Origin of the sequence: Mucilaginibacter sp. L196 (assembly GCF_009765905.1) — a bacterium.
Taxonomy (GTDB): domain Bacteria; phylum Bacteroidota; class Bacteroidia; order Sphingobacteriales; family Sphingobacteriaceae; genus Mucilaginibacter.
The window spans coordinates 228,254-247,005 of the sequence record NZ_LMUO01000011.1; the positions used below are offsets into that span (position 1 = coordinate 228,254).

Here is an 18,752-nt window from a genome sequence, read left to right on the forward strand (position 1 = left end):
ATAAATGTAAATTAAACCTAACTTAACCCTGTATGTTTTTAGTAAAATTATTTTGACGAGGTTTTTAATGATCGCCCAGATAAAATAACAGCAGAACTATCGGATATATTTAGCTTCATATGATCAATGTAACCGCGGCCAACGTCTAATAAAGTATAGCCAGTCATGTTTGCTGTTACATTTTTAAAATTCATCATCGGAGATGCTTTCAAATCCGGCGACATTTCAAATATCACCTGCGATGAGTCGGATTGCGTTACATTTAGTGTGTCAAAATCTGGGCTATATGTTTCAACCTCAAGTCTTGATTTGCCTTTCAAACTAATGGTGAAATTTTTCTGCTTCATTTTCTGCAGCTCAAAGTTAGTTTCAGTGCCATCTACAGCTAATAACTGTGGTGCAAATAACCGAACTAATACCTCGCTCTGCATCCAGTTTTTTTCGCCTTGGTTGTTGTATTTATTGTTAAATTTAAGGTAAAGTGTATCATTTTTTACATAGGCATTTACACTGTTTTCTTTATGGAAATTATGCCATTGTTTTAATACCCTTACAGATGGGGTTGCACTTGGTTCAAATATTATATTAGTAACATTGCCGCCATCTATTTTGAGGTATTTATAGGGCTTTTCTAAAATTTTATCGTAATTCCAGTACAGGTCATTTTTATCGCGTTTATTATATTCATTTTTAAATACCATGTTAGTTGCAAATACACTTATTACTACTAATACCATCATCGTAATTAAAATGAGGGTGCTCAGTTTCAGGGATATTTTTCTGCGGATCATGATTATTTTTCTTTAAAATTTTGTTCGATAAATTTTTTGTAACGTGTTTCTATTTCTTCGGTAGATATATTTAGCAAATACATATTCCTGAATACAACAGAAAGCTCATTTTCAATAAACTGCTCTTTTCGGAAGGCTATTACCAGTTGTATTGCATTAGCTTCGATAAAATAGCCTACCCCGCGTTTGTTAGTTATAATTTCATGCTGTTGTAAAAAATCATAAGCACGTTGTACTGTATTGGGGTTTACCTCAATTGCTATGGCTAAATCCCTAATGCTTATAATTTTGCTGCCAAGCGGCCATTGCTTAAGCAATATTTGCTCACATACATATTCAGCTATCTGTAAATAAATTGCTTGTCCTTCTCTAAAATCCATTCTAAATTTCTTTTTCCCTAAGCCTGATATAGGCTGTGATCCATAACACTGTCGGAATTATAAATAATATAGCTACATGCACTATGTTTGAAACATTTGAGGGCAATTCAAGAATCCCCAACCCGTTTCCTACTTTAATCCTTATATTGTTAAAAGGAGAAGCCATATCAACATTGACAAAAGTGGCCTCGGCCAAAAACAGGTTCAAAAAAAAGATAATCGCTACGGCTCCGATATAAACTATAGCTGTTTTAATCGCACTTACTTTGTTAAAGTATAATGATCCTACCATCATAGCACCCACAAAGTTTACATATATAGTGATTGATTCCTTTACAAAACTATCATTGAAGGTATAAAACTGTACCGCGTTATACATTGCCTTATAAGTCGAGCTGTTTTTATCGAGCCCATTGTGATAGGCCATTACAAAAGAGGCATCCATCAATCTAAAAAAAACTAAAAACAAGCAGGGAAAACACACACCGATAATAAGCACGCCGCATAGCCATTTTTCAAAGGTGGATGCCGGCAGCGTGAGATAGGCAGAGCCGCTTGCATTGGTGCCAAAGTAGCCGAAAACGATAGACGATAAAAAGCAGCCACCCCCAAAAAAACACCATGCAAAAGTGAGGTTTTGAGCCAGATTCCATGCCTGCCATCCAAAAAAATGTAATAAAGCCGAGTATATAACAAGCGTGGCTGCAAGTACTAGGCCGCATAGCCCAACCAATTGTACAGGCCGTTCCATAACGGTCTTCTTTAATAGTAACCCGAACCGTTTAAGTTCAAATATATTGTTCATAGCTGGTTTAGTTAGATGAAAATAGCTGTTTTGCAATGGCTGGATTTTCTGTAACACCGGTAAAAAGTTGTTCCAGATTTAATTTGGAATCCTCCGCATAAATGTTTTCCATTACTACGGCAGTTCCTTTAAGTGCTTTTTCTTCGTAAAGTATTTTAGCGTCTACAGGTATTTCTGTTACTGTTTTAAAACATAGCTTATTGCATATGCTGGCAACAGAAGCATGTAATAGTAGGTCGCCATTATCCACTATTATTACATTATCTATCATGTTTTCAAGGTCGCGTACCTGGTGTGTGGATATGAAAATGATCCTGTCATCAAACATTACCGATGCGATGAGCTTTCTGAATTGTGTTTTTGATGGGATGTCAAGCCCATTGGTGGGTTCATCCATCAACAGCACTTTGGTATTACAGGCCAGCGCAAAGGCTATCACGAATTTTTTCTGCTGCCCAAATGATAGTTTATTGAGTTTGCCATCAACGCTTACTTCCAAATCGTTGAGGTAGGTGTGGAAATTATCTTCGTTAAATTCAGGATAAAATGGAGCGAACAGGTTTTTGTATTGTTTTATGGTTAAAGATGGAACAAATACATCTTCAGGAATATAATATATGGTTTGTAAAAAGGAAGGCTGTCTTTTTTGAGGCGTCATTCCATTTATAAGGATACTCCCCTCGGCAGGAAACAATGTACCAACCATGTTTTTTAACAACGTTGATTTACCCGCTCCATTTTTGCCAAACAAACCATAAATACGACCTTGGTTGATGGTTAACGAAAGATTTTTGTATAATAGCTTTTTACTGGTATAGCCAAAAGATAAATTATTAAATTCTATCATAGTGTATTAGTTAAGTAGTACACTACAAAGGTAAATTCATTTTTTATTATTCCAAATAATTTCAAGAGTTATTTATTTGATTTGAAATTGACTTTTTGATTATACACTTATTTAGAAAGTTCATCTTATTCTTATTTCTTTGTATAAAAAAACTCATGTCAGTAACAACCGGCCAGGCCGCTCCACAATTCACGCTGTATTCATCAGGAGTAAAAGAAGTATCGTTATCAGATTATAAAGGCAAAAAAGTAATTATCCACTTTTTCCCTTTTGCGTTTACCGGTGTATGTACTACGCAGCTGTGCACCATGCGCGATAACTTTGGTTACTATGATGGTTTAAACGCGGTGGTATTAGGTATCTCGGTTGATTCTCCTTTCACACTGGCTAAGTTTAAAGAAGAGAACAACTACCAGTTTGATCTTTTATCTGATTTTAACAAAGAAGTTTCAGCTGCTTACGGTGCTTTATACGATACTTTTGCCTTTGGATTGAAGGGTGTATCTAAACGCGCAGCTTTTGTAATCGACGAAAATCAGCAAATTATATATGCAGAGGTGCTTGAAAATGCAGGTGAATTACCTGATTTTGCAGCCATTGCAGAAATTGTAAAGTAATTTCAAATTTTTATAGCGGATTAAAATAAAAATTCTATTTTTGCAGTCCGTTAAAAAAGCGAATGCTTTTCGCACTTGTAGCTCAATTGGATAGAGCACCTGACTACGGATCAGGAGGTTAGGGGTTCGACTCCCTTCAAGTGCACAAAACAAAGGGTGTAACCCTTAAATGCATAAAAAAGGGTTCAACCTCCTTAATGCACAAAATATCAAGCCTTTCAGTAATGTACCGGAAGGCTTTTAATTTGATATAAGCATGCTAAACTTAGTACTGTTCGGCCCGCCGGGAGCAGGTAAAGGCACCCAATCACAAAAACTTATTGAAAAATATGGTTTGATCCATCTATCAACAGGCGATTTGCTGCGCGGCGAAATTTCGCAAGGCACAGAATTAGGCTTGGAAGCTAAAAAGCTGATGGATCATGGCGTATTAGTTCCTGATGAAGTGGTTATCGGTATGATAAGCAATAAGCTTGACGCTAATAAAGACGCTAAAGGCTTTATTTTTGACGGCTTCCCACGCACAGTTGCACAGGCTAGCGCTTTGGATGAGTTGTTAAAAACGAAAAGCTCAGCCATATCGGGGATGATCGCTTTAGAGGTTAATGATGATGAGCTTGAACATCGTTTATTGCTTAGGGGAAAAGAATCGGGCAGGCCTGATGATGCTAACCCTGAAGTGATACGCAAACGTATTAAGGAATATAATGATAAAACAGCACCGGTTGCTGATTTCTATAAAAACCAGAACAAATTTAAAAGCATAAACGGCATTGGATCAATCAGCGAAATTTTTGACGCTATTGCTGCTGTTGTTGACGCTTACTAATTTTATTTAACGTCCGTAAGTCGGAAAGTCCGCAAGTCAGAAAGCTCAAATTTTCTACTTCCGGACTTTCCGACTTTTGGACTAAAAACTTTTCAAAAATGTCTCAAGGTTCAAATTTTGTTGATTATGTGAAGATATGTTGCCGATCAGGGCACGGAGGGGCGGGATCTGCACATTTGCACCGTGATAAATTTACTGCTATGGGCGGCCCTGATGGCGGCGATGGCGGTAGAGGCGGCCACGTTATTGTAAAAGGTAACGCGCAGCTATGGACATTGCTTCATCTTAAATATCGTAAACACGTTATAGCCGGCGATGGCGAATCGGGTGGCAGTTCACAAAAAAGCGGCAAAACAGGTCGCGACGAAATTTTGGAAGTACCTTTAGGAACCATCGCCAAAAATGCCGAGACCGACGAGATATTATTTGAAATAACCCAGGATGGCGAAACCCGCATTTTGACCGATGGCGGTCGCGGTGGTTTAGGCAACTGGCATTTTAAAACTTCAACCTTTCAAACCCCGCGTTTTTCACAGCCCGGCGAAGACGGACAGGAACAGTGGAATGTACTGGAGCTGAAATTACTGGCTGATGTAGGTTTGGTTGGATTCCCGAATGCGGGTAAATCAACCTTGCTATCAGTAGTATCTGCCGCGAAGCCTGAAATTGCTAATTACGCTTTTACTACGCTTGTACCAAACTTAGGCATCGTAGCCTATCGCGATAATCGGTCATTTGTAATGGCTGATATTCCGGGAATTATTGAAGGTGCATCGCAAGGCAAAGGTTTAGGGATTCGATTCTTGAGGCATATTGAACGTAACTCAGTATTGTTATTTATGGTTCCGGCTGATACGACCCGTACCATAAAAGAGGAATACGAAATATTGCTTAACGAGCTAAACGAATACAACCCGGAACTGATGCACAAACCACGTTTACTGGCCGTAACCAAATCGGACATGCTGGATGAGGAATTGCAACAGGAAATGAAAAAGGAATTACCGGCAGATGTACCGGCAGTTTTTATATCATCAGTAGCTCAAAAGGGAATAAGCGAGCTGAAGGATATGTTGTGGACAGAGATCAACAAGGAAAGATAGTTTCCCGATTATTTACTGGCGTAAAGCACATACTTGTTACCCAATTTCTGTTGGGTAAAATCTTTATATCCCGGGAAAAACTTCATAACTATATTGACTCTATCACCGGTATAATCCGCAGGTAATAGCATGTACAAAGGTCCTGCATGGCCATTGTAGGTATAATCGTCATAATCAAATTTACTACCGGGTAATGGTGGGTCGAGGGTTATGATTCGATTGTGAGCTATTTCTAAGGGAAGATCAGCGGTAACGAAAACGAATATAGCGTTCTTGTTTTGCTCGTCGAGATTTAAGATATAGTTTAATGATGATTGATCGATGTATTCCTGGGCGATGCCCGATGCCCCCCTTGCACTGATGTTTTTATTAAAGATGTATCCCTTAATCAGGAAGGAATAATTAGTAAAGATTAATACAATACATAAAATGCCAAAAGTTAATTGATAACGCACTTTAAGTTTACTAAGCAGGTAAATAATGCCCGGTACTATTAAAAGGCCGATGATACGGAAATGCCTACCCTCGTATGAAATTGTTAGTTGCTTTAAATAGGCTACACCAAAAAACAGTATCGACACTAAATAAAATACTACTATAAATAACCTGTAATTATCTTTTGGTACATAACGGATAATGCAGGTTATCAATACTAAACTTATTAATGCCAGCAATATTAAAACCAATATAATATGCCCTGGCGTAAACATTGGGCTAAAGGTTGGATATAACATCCCATGCATAATATCATCAACCGAAAAACCGGAAACTAATGGTGAGGCCAAAGGGAAACCGAATGTTTGCCAGCTCAACTTAATGCCGTTTGACGCTGATGCCGGGCTTTGACCTTTGGATAGAAAAAAGATGTAAACACATGCCAGCGATAATATGGCTGGTATAGCTATCCATATGCCGTTTTTTATTAGCCGTTGGGTATTAAGCCGATTACCAGCAGCCGATAAGCGCAAGTAAATGCATAACAGGCCTGCTGCGTATATCCATAAAAAGGATGATTTGCAAAAAAAACCCATCAAGCCCGATAAAAACACAAAGAGCAATAGCTTAATATCGGCTTTTCTAACCGAAGCGCAGCCATATAAAAACCAACCCTCGAACCCGAAAAGTAGAACCTCGCCACCATTATAAAAAACATAAGGTGCAACAAAGGCTTGCTGGCATGCAATAAATACAATGCTTAATGCAGCTATAATTGGTGTAAACCCTAATTTTTTAAAGAATACATAAAACCCGGCTAATCCTGATAATTCAAATAATGTTATTGCAATTGCAGTAGCCCGGCCGGTATTTAAGCCGGATAGTATTTTTATTGAATAAGGTACAAGGTATTGCCCCGGCGACCACCAGGTTAGGAATTGAGAGGTATTTTTAGAAATGTCATCCTGATCTGGCGCTATTAACCTGTTAAAGCCGCCTCCCATTTGCATCGACCGCATCACCTGAAAACCATGGCTTGGATCGGGGAAAATGGAGGGTGGATAAATAAATATCATTATACCCATAAGTGAGGTAATTACACCAACAGTTATAAGGATGATTTTATGTAAACTAATATTTTTCAACGAATAGTATTGTGTTAACTAATAACCCGATCGCGGATTTTAACCGCGGGATTTCCCTGATAAATGGAATAAGCCTCCAGGTTTTTGGTGGCGATGGAGCCAGTTGTTAATACAGTATGCGTAGCAACAGTAATGCCCTGGTTAACTACTGCTTTGGCACCTATCCATGCGCCATCTTCCAAAATAATATTTCCTGTGATCAGATCGAATGTAGTTTTCTTATAGTTGTGACTACCCGTAAGCAGCATAGCACCTTGCGATATGCATACGTTTGAACCAATGGTTATTGGAACTAAACAATCAATCCAAACATCTTCACCTATCCACGTATTATTACCAACTGTTAGATGCCAGGGATATTTCACACTTACGCCGGGTTTAATGGTTACGTTTTTACCTATTTTCGCGCCAAATAAACGAAGTACAGCAACCTTAAAGCTATTTATTGGAAGTAAGCCGGTTTTAAAAAAAACAGTATTTACATAATGCCATAATACTCTTTTTACAGCACCTCCGCCGGGACTAAACGGATGGTTATTATACGTTGAAAGATCAGTTTGCTGCATGTTTTTTATTGGGATTAACAGGCTCTCTCATCCAAAAATAAATACTTATGGCTATAATCAGGTAAATAACAAAGTTAAATATGGTATGATGGTCTAAAGTAGTGGTACCAGCCTTGGTTCCGTATACCGCGAGGAACATAAAACGCAGTATATTTAAAAATTGTAGTATCAATATGCCTGTAATAATGAATATTACTTTAGCTTTTAATGTTTTGGGGTAAGCAATAACAAATGCTGTAAAAAAGCTGATAACGCCTAAGCCAAGACACTGGTAGACTACTTGTATTGAGCCGCGCCCGGCAACCAGCATAATATAGTTATCATGTATAGCGGTGAAGCCCATTAGATTTAACAGGCCGGTGCTGCAGTTTAATAAAACCATTCGCAGGGCTGTTATATAATCAAGATGGCTTGCTACAAATGAGATATAATGCCTGCTGGTTGGCCTTGTTGCCGCAAACCAGTAAATGTTGAAGACGTAAAAAAGAATAAATAAAAACAGGAAGGTGAATATGAACTTTAAAGGGCTTAAACTTCCATTTGATTTCCGTTCAGGATATTTTTGATCGATGATCTCATCAATTTTAACATCAACCATCAGCCTGAACCAAAAGCCTTGCAGAAAGTGGAAGATGATACCATTTCGCCCATCCAAAATACCCAATTGAAAGAATATTCGGTACAAAAAGTAAATAGCCGGGCGGCTGTACCGAGGCATTTGCCACCAGATTTGTTTAAGCCAAGCCGTACGCTCATCAGGCGAACCAAAGAACGCGGGTTTAACAGTTTGGGTGCGTATATTAAGCATGCGCTCTACCTCTTCCTGTGCAACCAGGTCGCTGTAGCGGTTGTGCTTGTCTATCCAAAATTTGATGCTGTTCTCCTTTAGGTTTTCTTCGAGGATATGGCCGTTCTTCCAAACAATAGTTTTACCAGGTACTACGAAACGATGATCCATGTTCTCGTTCAAATCAGAGTATCCTTTACCGAACCTGATCATTTTTAGCAGGTAGATGGGATAATAGCCGCCGTGTTTTAGCCATCTACCTTTAAAAAAATTCTTACGGTTAAAGTAGATGCCATCTACACCGGCATAATCCTCATCCTTAAAATCAAGCAGGCGTTGTTTTAATTCGGGGGTAACAATTTGGTCGGCATCCAGGCAAATTACCCAGGGTGTTTTGATGTCGAAGTTTCTAAGTGCGAAATCCCATTGTTTAGGATGATTCTCAAAAGGATTGGTTAAAACGTCGGCATTAAATTCTTTCGCGATAGTAAGCGTACTATCAGTACTACCGGAATCAAGCATATAGATGGGTGCATTTAAATCAGCTATTGATTCAAGCAAACGAGGCAGGTGAACTTCCTCGTTATAGGTAATTACAATAAATGAAAATGGGCTGCTCAACTTATTTAACTACTTGTGTGTACATGTCGATATATTTTTTAGCAAGACTGGCATAATTAAAATCTGCCGATATTTTTCCCGGCGCATATTCCTTTATACGGATGATCTCTGCTTTTTTATTCGCTAAATTATTTATTGCTGCACTAACTGACGCTGAATTAGTTTCACAGATCCATCCTAAATGGTTTTGGCGGACATAATCGGCTAATCCAACAGCCCTGCTAATTAAAACAGGAGTGCCTACGCTAAGGCTTTCAATTACAACGTTACCAAAATTTTCGTCATAAGATGGTAAGACCATCATATCATGTTCATAAAGTAATTGATATTTGTTATCGCTTTGAAAACCGATCCAGTTAACATTATTGGCAATGCCGTTATCCAGCGCCTTTTTTTTAAGTTGATTTACATACTCGCTGTTCCCGTCACCAGCGATGGTTAGCTTATATGGAATGTGAACTGATTTAAGCGCATCCAATAAAATATCAAGTCCTTTTTTTTCTTCGATCCTTGAGAAAAAAATAATCCGGAGATGATCAGTTGGTTGATAGCCGCTAAACCTGTTTTTGGTTAGGTTAATGAAATTTGGGATATTAAAAACAATATTACCAGGCAGCATGGCTTTTAATACGTCATGCTCATTATTTGATGTGGTATGTATAAAGCATTTTTTTAAAAGCGGTTTTCCTAGCCAGGAATGTATCATGCTTTTAATATTGTTGTTTTTATTATGGAATGAATAATTGCTCAAAGTTCCTCTTGGCGATACTATGACAGGGACTTTACGCATTAAAGCCACCAAACAACCTAATACAGATACCAGGTTCCACCAGGCATGGATGTGGATCACATCGTAATCGCGCGCAGTTCGCCATAAATGGGTTAAGAGAGATGGCGAAAAATGAGTATGGTCTTTGGTTATGCGTTTAAAATACATAACGGTTACTCCATCTACCAAAACAGGTTTGGCAATTTCCACAGGCAACTCGCTTAGCCCATTGGCGGTGGTAGCATATACGGTTACGTGCTCGCCTGCAATAACCAATTGTTCCGATAACATAGATATGGACATGGTTGGCCCGCCATAAATATATGCCGGCTTGTAGGATGCGCTTAATTGCAGGATTTTCAAATTTTGGTAAGGATATTTTTCAAGCGCAATATTCTAAATACGATTAGCATAGTTACATAACTCCATACGATAACATTAATAAGAAATTCAAAGCTCATTCCACGCCAAAAAATCTGGAATAGACCGCTAAACATTAAGGCTGTTCCTAAAATATAACCTCCAAACAGTTCTTCGGCTTTAACATCAATCAACTGCGCAATAGCGCCGTAAGCAAACATAAAGAATAACACGCCCCAACCGCCATAAGATAAATAAGCATCGACTATAAAGGCGGGCTTAGCTGATACCTGTTCTCCGCGGTAAACTACACCGGCATCATAAACCCGTTCCATTATCAAATTTTCTGTAATTGGTTTTGATGGCCAAAATATACGAGGTATCACAGCTTCGGCGGATTGTTGTAAAAGTTTTGTTTTATAGTAAGGGACATTTTCAGGAGTGGATTGTATATACTTAGTAAACATATCTACTTCACTCAACCTGAAAGCGAGAAATTGCCAGTTATTATCGCTAAAGCCACCTTGATTATTTAGGGTAGCGTCAATAGCCGATTGTGTTGCGTCATCCGTGCTTTCATCACCCGACCACGCATTCTGCCTGAAGACGCCAACAAAAGTTGGAAGTACGATAAATAACAAAAATAATAGTGGTATAAAAATGGCCGTCACAATTTTTTTGTAATTGGGGTATAAGAAAATTCCGAGTACCAGGACGCTAATAATAATGGGCTCTTTATAACCTGAAATAATAGCCTGGTAAAAGTTAAATGCAAACAAAATTATACAGATAAAGGTATTCCTGACGTTTTTTAATGGTATAGCAAAAGCCAGTGCCAGTGTACCTGAAATGAAGCTTAAAGAGTTTAGTTGGGTGGAAAATTGAGAAAGTCCCGGAAGGCGAATAAAAACCTCTGATAATGGAAAGCTTATTAAAGCGAACTTTAAAAGCAAACCGGCCAGGATATCTTTTTCATAAGTGTATTTTTGCTTCTCAGGGTAATTCATGAAAATTAACACACCTGTAGCAAACGCGGCATGACCAAGGCAATAATAGCGTTGGCACTGAGCTGTACGCTCTAACATATCCGGGTCAACTAAATAATAATTGCTGATCTTATGAAAGTTATCATAGCCGATTACCGAGAAAAAATAAAATATTGATGAGCAACAGGTGTAACCTATGAAAATAAGCTGCACTAAAAATAAGGGCCGCATCAATTGTTCTGATACAGGCCTGTCGTTAGGTAAAGGTTTTAATTTACCGGTTAGGCAGATATAGAAAATGAAGAATGATCCTCCCCAGGCTGTTAAGTAAGATAATTCGGCATTTGACTTAAATAGCACCGCCAAAAACCAGGGAATGAATAATATGATAAATTTTTCTATTGAACTATTTCTCATTTAGTTTTTCTTCAATTGCTCGGGCTTGAGTTTCAAAATCCCATGTACTTATTAAATCTGCGGAATTTTTGCCCATTTTTAAAAGTTCGGTTTTGCCTTTTTGCACCAAAGCGATTAGCTTTTTGGTTAGATCAGTAATGTTGCCGGCCTCAAATATATCACCATTTTTGCCATGAATAACCAAATCAGCGGCACAACCCACTTTGTTTGATGTTAAAATTGCTTTGCCGCATGCCATGGCCTCATTTATTGCCAGTCCCCAACTCTCGGAGATGGATGGTAAGCAAAATAAATCAGCGGCATGGTAAATAACCGGTATATAAGATTGGTTAACGAGGTCTAAAAAATGCAGCCTCTTTATCTCGTTGGTTTCGGCTTGTTGTCGTAAATCCTTCTCATCGGGGCCATTGCCAACTAGCAATAAATGTACATTAGTTTGCTTTATTGCGGAAAAAGCAGTTAACAATGTCTTCAAATTTTTTACCGGCTCAAATTTACCGGCATACACTATTAATATGTCTTCATCGGTAATTTTCAGCGACTCTCTTAGCTTTTGTACTTCTGAGTTGTGCCCGGCTTTAAAGCGGTCATTATCTATGGCATGGGGGGCAAAACTCAGCTGATTTTCTTTTAAGTTAAATTTTTTGAAGTAGGATTTGTTATTACTGCCAACATAAAATGCATGGTCAACATGACTATAAACCCATCTCAGGAAAAATGATCTTAATAAACTCTTAAAGTTTTTTTTATCATTCAATAAGGTTGAGTCACCACGAAAATAAATTGGCACCTTATTTTTAAAATAGCGGAACGCCTTTAAATGCCCCTGATAAGCCCAGCCATAAATCAATATGGCATCGGGATTATAAATTTTGATTTGTTCGATCAATTCGGGATTAACAACTCCTTTAAATCCATGCGACCCCGGGTTTTTAGCGGTATTTTTAACCCATTCATAGGGGTAATCATTCAGTAGGGAAATATCCCAGTTTACAGTTTTGTTGAAACCGGGATCGTGTTTCTTTTGTGAACTTTCTCCCCAAGTGTAATAAACCTTAATTTCGATATTTTGCCGTTGATGCAGCAGCTTAAAAACCGGGGCGTAATATTGTATAGCGTGGGTGGTTATAACGGCTAATTTCATTGAGTAATTACGCTATTAAAAAGTTTACATTGCCTTAGGGCCATGTTTTCGGCACTATACTTTTTTATAGCGGTTGGGTTATATGTAGTTTGTAATAAGTCTCCATCCGCTATTGCTGAAAAGAATGTGCAAATATTTTCCAATACTTCGTTATCACTATTATAGGCGTAAGCAAACGGAGCCTCATATTCTTTAAGTACCTCCAATGCCGGGCTATTTATATGGAACAGTGCTAACAAAGGTTTGCCGGTTAGTATATACGGATATATTTTAGATGCGGTATAAGCCGGATCGTCAGATCCTGGAATAAATAAGGCATCAGCATGCTGCAATACATTTAGGGTATGGTAATAACTTATTCTGTCGGTATATTCAACTACATGATTTTCCAAGCCGTAATGGCGAGCGAGCGGTGCTATTGTTTGTTTGCCATAACCCGCAGGCGCATAACTGGTACCAATAAAATAAAGGCGGATTTTTTTTGATGCCCCCTGATTAGTATCAATACATTTTTTTAAAGCGGTAAAAGTGATGTTTAATGCCTGATGCATATCGGCACCACCACGGCCAACATAAACTATATTTTTAAAACCGGGTTGAAGTATTGATACAAAACCGGATATGTTATCCGAGGCAATCTTTAAATCAATATCAAAAGCTCCAAATGGAATAGTTGCAGAAGGGATGTTTTTAATAACCGGATAGCGTTCTTTTAAATCGTCAATATAACTTTCAGAAACGCTGATCAGTCCATCTACTTTTTTCAAAGCTATCGGTTCCATATATTTATTTAGCCGGTAGGAGAACCAGTATTTTGCCGGTTGCTCACTTTTTGGCTTGCTCTTATAATAATCAGAATGCCAGGGATCCTGCATGTCAATTACATAAGGAATATTAAATTTAGTTTTCCAGTAAGGGCCTAAAATGGTAATTGGAAATTGCGTAGTACTGAAATAGATAAGGTCGTATTTCTTTTCTTTTAATAGTTTGTTAACCGTTTTAAGATAACTCCACATTGATCTTAAGGCAAGGCTGCCTAAGCCTACTTTTGCTGTTATTTTTTTACTAAGCGCATTAACCTTATAAATAGTTACATCTGCGGGGATTGAAAGCAGCAGAAGATCATCCTTTACCATTTCAGAATATTGCTCATCAACCACTACCACATCAGCTTGCCAACCGTTTTGTTTAAAATAGGGCAGGCTCATCCTGATGCGCTGCATATCTGCCGCGTTTGAAGGTGGAAAATAGGGCGAAATGATGAGTATGCGTTTCAAGTTAAATTAAGCTACTTTTTTGCTGGCCCATACCGCGAATAAATGTGCAGGGCGCTCTACCAATAAATAAAACACGTATGATATAATTATAGTTAATATGATGAAGATAGGATAGGTGAGCATGTTTACCGGTATTAGCAACACCAGTAAAGCATAAATTATAGGATGACACAGATATAAAGAGTATGAGAACTTGCCCATGTGTTCAAATATTATGTATGGTTTACGTGTTTTAAAATATACAATTTCGGCCTGCAGCCACTTGTATAAGGCAATCGCAAAAATATTCATGGATAGAATATAGCTTAGGTGCAGGTGAAACTTAGCGAAACCTAAAATGCAACTAACTAAAAATATTGCGATACGGTAGATAGCAACTTTGCCAAAAGAAACCTGTTTAAAATTGTCAATATGCTCGGCCAGTACAACTCCTAAAAGCCAAACTGGTAAACCAACTATCCATGTTAAGCTGAAGCCAAACTGCCAGTAATAACCCTGCATCATATGATTAGATTGTTTGTAAAACGCCACTAACTCGTGAAATGCTAATGTGCAGATCATAATTGCTGAAATAATAAAGGCGGCTATAAATTTTTGTTTCCAACTGCCTGGGATTTTTGCCAGTAATGGGTATAACGCATAATAAGCCAGTTCGCATATCAAACTCCAAATCACTAATTGATCAGGATGGTTGAATTTAATTCCCGCGAAAAATATAACGATCAGCGGAATTAGAATCCTTGAAAATCTCCTGATCCAAAATTTCTTCAAATCGATGGTTTTATTCTTGTTGGGGTAGTGAATTACGAATCCGGATATAATAAAAAAGGCTATTACCGCGGCCGTACCATTAAAGGCATTAGCCAATAGGGCGCCAAATAATTGTACAGCATGGGACCCCGATTTTTTACAGTGATCAGCAATCGGGTCATCAAAATGTGATAGCATAACAATAAGCGCCAGGATAAACCTGATGCTATCTACACCTTTAAACCATTTGCTATTATCGGGTTTGCTCATATAGTTTGAATAACATTATTAATACAGGTTATAAATTTGGCATTTTCCTTTTCCAATAAGCCCCTAAAATGGTAACAGGAAATTGTGTAGTACTAAAATAAATGAGATCGTATTTTGTTGCTTTGAGTAATCGGTTTACCGTTTTCAAATAATACCACATGGACCGTAAAGCCAAGCGGCCTAAGCCAACTTTAGAGGTAAGCGTTTTACTTAATGCATCAATCTTATAAGTATTCACATCAAATGGAATAGATTGAAGCAATAGCTCATCCTTAATCATTTCTGAATATTTATCATCCACCATTACCACATCTGCAGCCCAGTCAAATTGTTTAAAATAGGGTAGGCTCATGCGGATTCGCCGCATATCCGCGGCGTTTGATGGCGCGAAATAAGGGGAAATGATCAATAAGCGGTTATTTCTCACTTATATGGGGGTAAGTTTTGTTAAAATCTGCGGGCAAACTTATGAGTGGGTTTTTCAACTGCAAGGTAAAAGCAATAGGATAATACAATACAGATCAATAAATAAATGGGGTAAGTTATAGCGTTATAACTTAATACAGGCAATAATGCAAAGTAGATAATAGGATGACAGATGTATAATGAATACGAAAACTTACCCATTTTTTCTAAAACTGCATTTGGTTGTCTTGTTTTATAATAAATTATTTCCGACCGGATCCATAGATACAAAACGAGAGCAATTATATTCATGGATAATATATAACTAGTGTGATAGAACAGTTTTAACACATTGCCGGCAAATCCAAGCAGTACAACGCTTACTCTTAACACAATAACCTGTACATAACTTGTGTTTTTTAATCTATCAATATTCTCAGCAATAAGTACCCCTAACAACCAGCATGGCAGGCCGACAATCCATGTTAAAAATATACCCAACTGCCAGTAGTAACCGTGATAATTAATATTATTTTGATTTATAAATGCTTTAACATCATTATGCGCACCAACTAATATGAATATTATTGCTATTGTATAGGATATTAAGAACTTTTTCGTCCAACTGATATCAATTTTTAAAAGGAAAGGATAAATGCCATAATAGATCAATTCGCAGGCAAGGCTCCACACTAATCTTTCAGGATGCTGGAAAATACCAATAATAGATATAGCTATTAACGGCAATAAAATTCTTAGGATTCGCCTTATCCAAAACTCTTTTAAATCAGGTATGCCATTTTTATTTGGATAATGAATAACAAACCCTGATATAATAAAAAAGGCAATTACTGCTTCAGTGCCATCATATACATTGCCAACAAAAAAGCCAATAGCCTGCAATAGCTTATTTGATGAATTAATTAACAGCGTAGAATAAACATTATCAAAGTGTGATAATAAAACTATAAAAGCTAATATAAACCTTAAGCTATCTACCCCACCAAACCATTTATGTCGCTTAATCCCAGTCATTAATTATAACATTGGAAGGTTTTTGTATTCATTTTCCCAGTTTAAATCGGTTTGCCCCAATTTAAAATTGGCTTGTTTGGTTTGGTAAAGCATTTCCCTGTCGCTATTGTATATGGATAAAATATCAGCTAATTCTTCGGCATTATTATAAATACGGCCAACCTGCGGGTATTGATTTACAAAGGCAGCCTGTGCTGTGGTATTGCTGGCAATCACCGCCAAACCACTTTGCACATAAGTAAGTATTTTATTGCTAAGCGCGATGCTGTTATTTAAGCAGAAACCGGTTTCGGAGGCAAAGCCGATGTCAAATTGCCCGGCAATATTGAACAGTTCTTCTGAATAGACAGGATTGTGAAAATGCAAAGTGCAGTTTGATTCTTGTTTAAGGAGGGTGGTCAGATGGCTTTTATACTCGTCACTTGAGAAACCTAATAAATGCAGATCAGATTCAATATTACTGATATTTATCCCCTCGATAATGATTTCCAGCCCGCGATTGGATCCGATAGTTTGTGAAAACCAAAATAACTGTAAAGGACCGGCAATATTGTTTATGATTTTGTATGAAACGGTTTTAGGGAATACGTTTAAGATAGTTATAACCTTACGATTAAATAAAGCAGAATACCGGTCAGTAATTTGAGGGCTTGAGGCCGTCATATAATCCAGTTGCGGAATACATTTCTCCTCAATTGCAGTTTTTAATCTTACATCCGGATCATTGACATTATCGCTAACCTCGTTGCGGTGAAAATCTTCGGCATCAAAGCCACATTTGGCTTTTGTTTCTTTTGCGGCGATAACTGCAATGGGCAATGCGCCAAGGTTATGGGCAATGTATAGATCAGCCTTGTGGTTTATAGCTTTTTTTAACTGCCACAGGTAATTTCGGTTTATTTTGATGTTGATATTGCTGCTGAAAGCATGTACGAGTTTACTTAACAAGCGACTGGTTTTTGATGGAAGATTATAGCCAGTCCAGTTAAGAGAGTCATAAGTCCAGCCAGGGTTTTGGCTTAGAATATGACGGTCATGATCGATTAAATATGGCACATATTGGGTAAATATGATATGCACTTTGTAACCAGCCCTAAACAGCGCCATTGCTTCTTTAACCAAACGCGGGTTTGATGCAATGTGCCCGGGAGTAATTAAACAGACAGTTTTTGTTTGAATTGCTGCCATTTATTGGATATTGTTTCTGTTAATTTTTCGCGGTATTGCGGCCATTGCCAGTCGGCGGCTTTTTGTTTGGCCGCATCACCGCATGATGCTACTTGTTGCGGGTTAGCAACGCACCATTGCATTTGAGTTGAGAGTTTATCTATATCCCCTGCGGGGATGATCCAGCCATCTTTACCAGGTTCAATAACATCCGGTCCGCAGCAATTTTTAGAGGCGATAACCGGAACGCCCTGCGACATTGCTTCTGTGATCACCATACCGAAACCATCGGCAAGTGTTGGGAGAACAAATACATCGGCTTGTTGATAAAGCGCCATTAACTCATCGTGCGGAATATTCTCTTTGATGATTACTTTTCCCGGTAAATCTTCGCGCAGGTGTTGTGGTAATTGCATTTTGCCAATGAGCCAAAGTTCTGCTTCACCAGCTGAAAAATTACAGTTACGCCATGCCTGATACAACAAGTGGGAACCTTTGCGTAGTGACTGATTGCCCGCATACATAAATATCATTGGTTTTTTACCGATTCCCGTTTTTTGATGTTGTGTAACAGGCGGGAATCCTAAAGGTATAACCGTTATCTTTTGCGGATTGACACCACCGGCAATCAATGTTTTTTTTGTGAAGGTAGAATTGCAGATGATGAGTGAAGCGAGTGCTAATTCCTTATCCCGGCGGGCATTTCTTTTTTCAGCTTTTTCATTAACCAATAATTCAACACTTTCGGTTTGTAACTCAGGATATAAAGCAGTTTGTTGTTTTACAATCGCATCAAAAAAAGCATGATGCTGACTTGGCTGTTCATAAATGCCCAGAATATTAAGTTCTTTGGCTTTTTTTAAGGTAGATAATGCCGCATGTTCATAGGTATGAACCGCATTAATATTAGGATTGAGGTTTTTGGCTACCCAATTATCAAATCCAAGTTCCGACCACTCCCAAATCCTATCCGCAGCTATGGGGCCTAATTTTCGGGAAGCAATGCTTCTTAACAATTCGGGGATGGGGCGTGAGACGAATTTGTCAATTGGCAATTTATGAAATGATCGCCTGTTTATTTCTTTTTCCAGTTGTTTAATTTTCTTCAGGGCAGCAGAAAATCTATTCTCCGGGTGCTCAAAAAATGAGGTATAGAAGTGATCCAAATAGCCGGCTTCCTGATAAGCCATAACCGTTTGCTTTACATGAGGCGGTACGGAAGGATTGGATACGACTATCTTCAAAC

The 18,752-nt window shown here is 38.1% G+C and carries 19 protein-coding genes and 1 tRNA gene; 4 read left to right on the forward strand and 16 right to left on the reverse strand.

Annotated features, from left to right (window positions below):
* Positions 1-47 precede the first annotated feature (47 nt).
* Genes GSQ74_RS08505 through GSQ74_RS08520 form a run of 4 tightly spaced genes read right to left on the reverse strand, consistent with a single transcriptional unit; the run spans position 48 to position 2,823 of the window.
* Positions 48-791, reverse strand: a complete 744-nt coding sequence (locus tag GSQ74_RS08505; protein WP_158992174.1) for a hypothetical protein — start codon at positions 789-791, stop codon at positions 48-50.
* A gap of 2 nt (positions 792-793) precedes the next feature.
* A complete protein-coding gene (locus GSQ74_RS08510) occupies positions 794-1,171 on the reverse strand; it encodes a GntR family transcriptional regulator (RefSeq protein WP_158992176.1) in 378 nt (125 codons plus the stop codon).
* 1 nt (position 1,172) lies between these two features.
* The gene (locus tag GSQ74_RS08515; RefSeq protein WP_158992178.1) at positions 1,173-1,976 is read right to left on the reverse strand and encodes a hypothetical protein; all 804 of its coding nucleotides are present in this window, start codon (positions 1,974-1,976) and stop codon (positions 1,173-1,175) included.
* A gap of 7 nt (positions 1,977-1,983) precedes the next feature.
* Positions 1,984-2,823, reverse strand: a complete 840-nt coding sequence (locus tag GSQ74_RS08520) for an ATP-binding cassette domain-containing protein (RefSeq protein WP_158992180.1) — start codon at positions 2,821-2,823, stop codon at positions 1,984-1,986.
* 155 nt (positions 2,824-2,978) lie between these two features.
* On the opposite strand from GSQ74_RS08520, the gene GSQ74_RS08525 reads away from it, so the two are divergent.
* From GSQ74_RS08525 to obgE, 4 genes are all read left to right on the forward strand, one after another.
* Positions 2,979-3,440, forward strand: a complete 462-nt coding sequence (locus GSQ74_RS08525; protein WP_158992182.1) for a redoxin domain-containing protein — start codon at positions 2,979-2,981, stop codon at positions 3,438-3,440.
* A 71-nt stretch (positions 3,441-3,511) separates the two neighbouring features.
* A tRNA-Arg gene (locus GSQ74_RS08530) sits at positions 3,512-3,585 on the forward strand.
* 111 nt (positions 3,586-3,696) lie between these two features.
* Entirely contained in the window at positions 3,697-4,269 is a 573-nt protein-coding gene (locus GSQ74_RS08535) for an adenylate kinase (RefSeq protein ID WP_158992184.1), read from the forward strand.
* Positions 4,270-4,367: 98 nt separating this feature from the next.
* Complete coding sequence (obgE, locus tag GSQ74_RS08540) at positions 4,368-5,372, forward strand: GTPase ObgE (protein WP_158992186.1); 1,005 nt, start codon at positions 4,368-4,370, stop codon at positions 5,370-5,372.
* Between the two features lie 8 nt (positions 5,373-5,380).
* Here obgE and GSQ74_RS08545 read toward each other — a convergent pair whose 3' ends face one another.
* The 12 genes from GSQ74_RS08545 to GSQ74_RS08600 form a co-directional block, all read right to left on the reverse strand.
* Positions 5,381-6,892: a hypothetical protein gene (locus GSQ74_RS08545; protein WP_158992188.1), complete on the reverse strand. Its 1,512-nt coding sequence runs from the start codon at positions 6,890-6,892 to the stop codon at positions 5,381-5,383.
* Between the two features lie 74 nt (positions 6,893-6,966).
* The gene (locus tag GSQ74_RS08550) at positions 6,967-7,518 is read right to left on the reverse strand and encodes a WcaF family extracellular polysaccharide biosynthesis acetyltransferase (protein ID WP_158992190.1); all 552 of its coding nucleotides are present in this window, start codon (positions 7,516-7,518) and stop codon (positions 6,967-6,969) included.
* A complete protein-coding gene (xrtY, locus tag GSQ74_RS08555) occupies positions 7,505-8,926 on the reverse strand; it encodes an exosortase Y (RefSeq protein WP_158992192.1) in 1,422 nt (473 codons plus the stop codon). The genes GSQ74_RS08550 and xrtY overlap by 14 nt, the downstream gene beginning before the upstream one ends.
* Position 8,927: 1 nt before the next feature.
* A complete protein-coding gene (locus GSQ74_RS08560; RefSeq protein ID WP_158992194.1) occupies positions 8,928-10,058 on the reverse strand; it encodes an XrtY-associated glycosyltransferase XYAG1 in 1,131 nt (376 codons plus the stop codon).
* Positions 10,055-11,458: an exosortase Y-associated Wzy-like protein gene (locus GSQ74_RS08565; RefSeq protein WP_158992196.1), complete on the reverse strand. Its 1,404-nt coding sequence runs from the start codon at positions 11,456-11,458 to the stop codon at positions 10,055-10,057. The genes GSQ74_RS08560 and GSQ74_RS08565 overlap by 4 nt, the downstream gene beginning before the upstream one ends.
* Complete coding sequence (locus GSQ74_RS08570) at positions 11,448-12,602, reverse strand: glycosyltransferase family 4 protein (protein WP_158992198.1); 1,155 nt, start codon at positions 12,600-12,602, stop codon at positions 11,448-11,450. Before GSQ74_RS08570 ends, GSQ74_RS08565 begins: the two co-directional genes overlap by 11 nt.
* Complete coding sequence (locus tag GSQ74_RS08575) at positions 12,599-13,879, reverse strand: glycosyltransferase (protein WP_254060834.1); 1,281 nt, start codon at positions 13,877-13,879, stop codon at positions 12,599-12,601. Before GSQ74_RS08575 ends, GSQ74_RS08570 begins: the two co-directional genes overlap by 4 nt.
* Positions 13,880-13,885: 6 nt before the next feature.
* Positions 13,886-14,899: an acyltransferase gene (locus GSQ74_RS08580; RefSeq protein ID WP_158992200.1), complete on the reverse strand. Its 1,014-nt coding sequence runs from the start codon at positions 14,897-14,899 to the stop codon at positions 13,886-13,888.
* A 28-nt stretch (positions 14,900-14,927) separates the two neighbouring features.
* On the reverse strand, positions 14,928-15,326 hold the full coding sequence (locus tag GSQ74_RS08585; RefSeq protein WP_158992202.1) for a hypothetical protein: 399 nt from the start codon (positions 15,324-15,326) through the stop codon (positions 14,928-14,930).
* A 20-nt stretch (positions 15,327-15,346) separates the two neighbouring features.
* Positions 15,347-16,339 carry an acyltransferase gene (locus GSQ74_RS08590; RefSeq protein ID WP_158992204.1) on the reverse strand — a complete coding sequence of 331 codons (993 nt, stop codon included), beginning with the start codon at positions 16,337-16,339 and terminating at the stop codon, positions 15,347-15,349.
* Between the two features lie 3 nt (positions 16,340-16,342).
* The gene (locus GSQ74_RS08595) at positions 16,343-17,527 is read right to left on the reverse strand and encodes a hypothetical protein (protein WP_158992206.1); all 1,185 of its coding nucleotides are present in this window, start codon (positions 17,525-17,527) and stop codon (positions 16,343-16,345) included.
* Positions 17,494-18,750, reverse strand: coding sequence for a glycosyltransferase family 4 protein (locus GSQ74_RS08600; RefSeq protein WP_158992208.1), 1,257 nt, complete (start codon positions 18,748-18,750; stop codon positions 17,494-17,496). Before GSQ74_RS08600 ends, GSQ74_RS08595 begins: the two co-directional genes overlap by 34 nt.
* Positions 18,751-18,752 lie beyond the last annotated feature (2 nt).

What these genes read in the sequence shown, in the direction of transcription:
- GSQ74_RS08505 (WP_158992174.1), bottom strand. Translation starts at nt 791, where the DNA reads ATGATCCGCAGAAAAATATCCCTGAAACTGAGCACCCTCATTTTAATT.
- GSQ74_RS08515 (WP_158992178.1), bottom strand. Translation starts at nt 1,976, where the DNA reads ATGAACAATATATTTGAACTTAAACGGTTCGGGTTACTATTAAAGAAG.
- GSQ74_RS08525 (WP_158992182.1), top strand. Translation starts at nt 2,979, where the DNA reads ATGTCAGTAACAACCGGCCAGGCCGCTCCACAATTCACGCTGTATTCA.
- GSQ74_RS08565 (WP_158992196.1), bottom strand. Translation starts at nt 11,458, where the DNA reads ATGAGAAATAGTTCAATAGAAAAATTTATCATATTATTCATTCCCTGG.
- GSQ74_RS08510 (WP_158992176.1), bottom strand. Translation starts at nt 1,171, where the DNA reads ATGGATTTTAGAGAAGGACAAGCAATTTATTTACAGATAGCTGAATAT.
- GSQ74_RS08535 (WP_158992184.1), top strand. Translation starts at nt 3,697, where the DNA reads ATGCTAAACTTAGTACTGTTCGGCCCGCCGGGAGCAGGTAAAGGCACC.
- GSQ74_RS08580 (WP_158992200.1), bottom strand. Translation starts at nt 14,899, where the DNA reads ATGAGCAAACCCGATAATAGCAAATGGTTTAAAGGTGTAGATAGCATC.
- GSQ74_RS08545 (WP_158992188.1), bottom strand. Translation starts at nt 6,892, where the DNA reads ATGGGTATAATGATATTTATTTATCCACCCTCCATTTTCCCCGATCCA.
- GSQ74_RS08595 (WP_158992206.1), bottom strand. Translation starts at nt 17,527, where the DNA reads ATGGCAGCAATTCAAACAAAAACTGTCTGTTTAATTACTCCCGGGCAC.
- obgE (WP_158992186.1), top strand. Translation starts at nt 4,368, where the DNA reads ATGTCTCAAGGTTCAAATTTTGTTGATTATGTGAAGATATGTTGCCGA.
- GSQ74_RS08550 (WP_158992190.1), bottom strand. Translation starts at nt 7,518, where the DNA reads ATGCAGCAAACTGATCTTTCAACGTATAATAACCATCCGTTTAGTCCC.
- GSQ74_RS08590 (WP_158992204.1), bottom strand. Translation starts at nt 16,339, where the DNA reads ATGACTGGGATTAAGCGACATAAATGGTTTGGTGGGGTAGATAGCTTA.
- GSQ74_RS08570 (WP_158992198.1), bottom strand. Translation starts at nt 12,602, where the DNA reads ATGAAATTAGCCGTTATAACCACCCACGCTATACAATATTACGCCCCG.
- GSQ74_RS08520 (WP_158992180.1), bottom strand. Translation starts at nt 2,823, where the DNA reads ATGATAGAATTTAATAATTTATCTTTTGGCTATACCAGTAAAAAGCTA.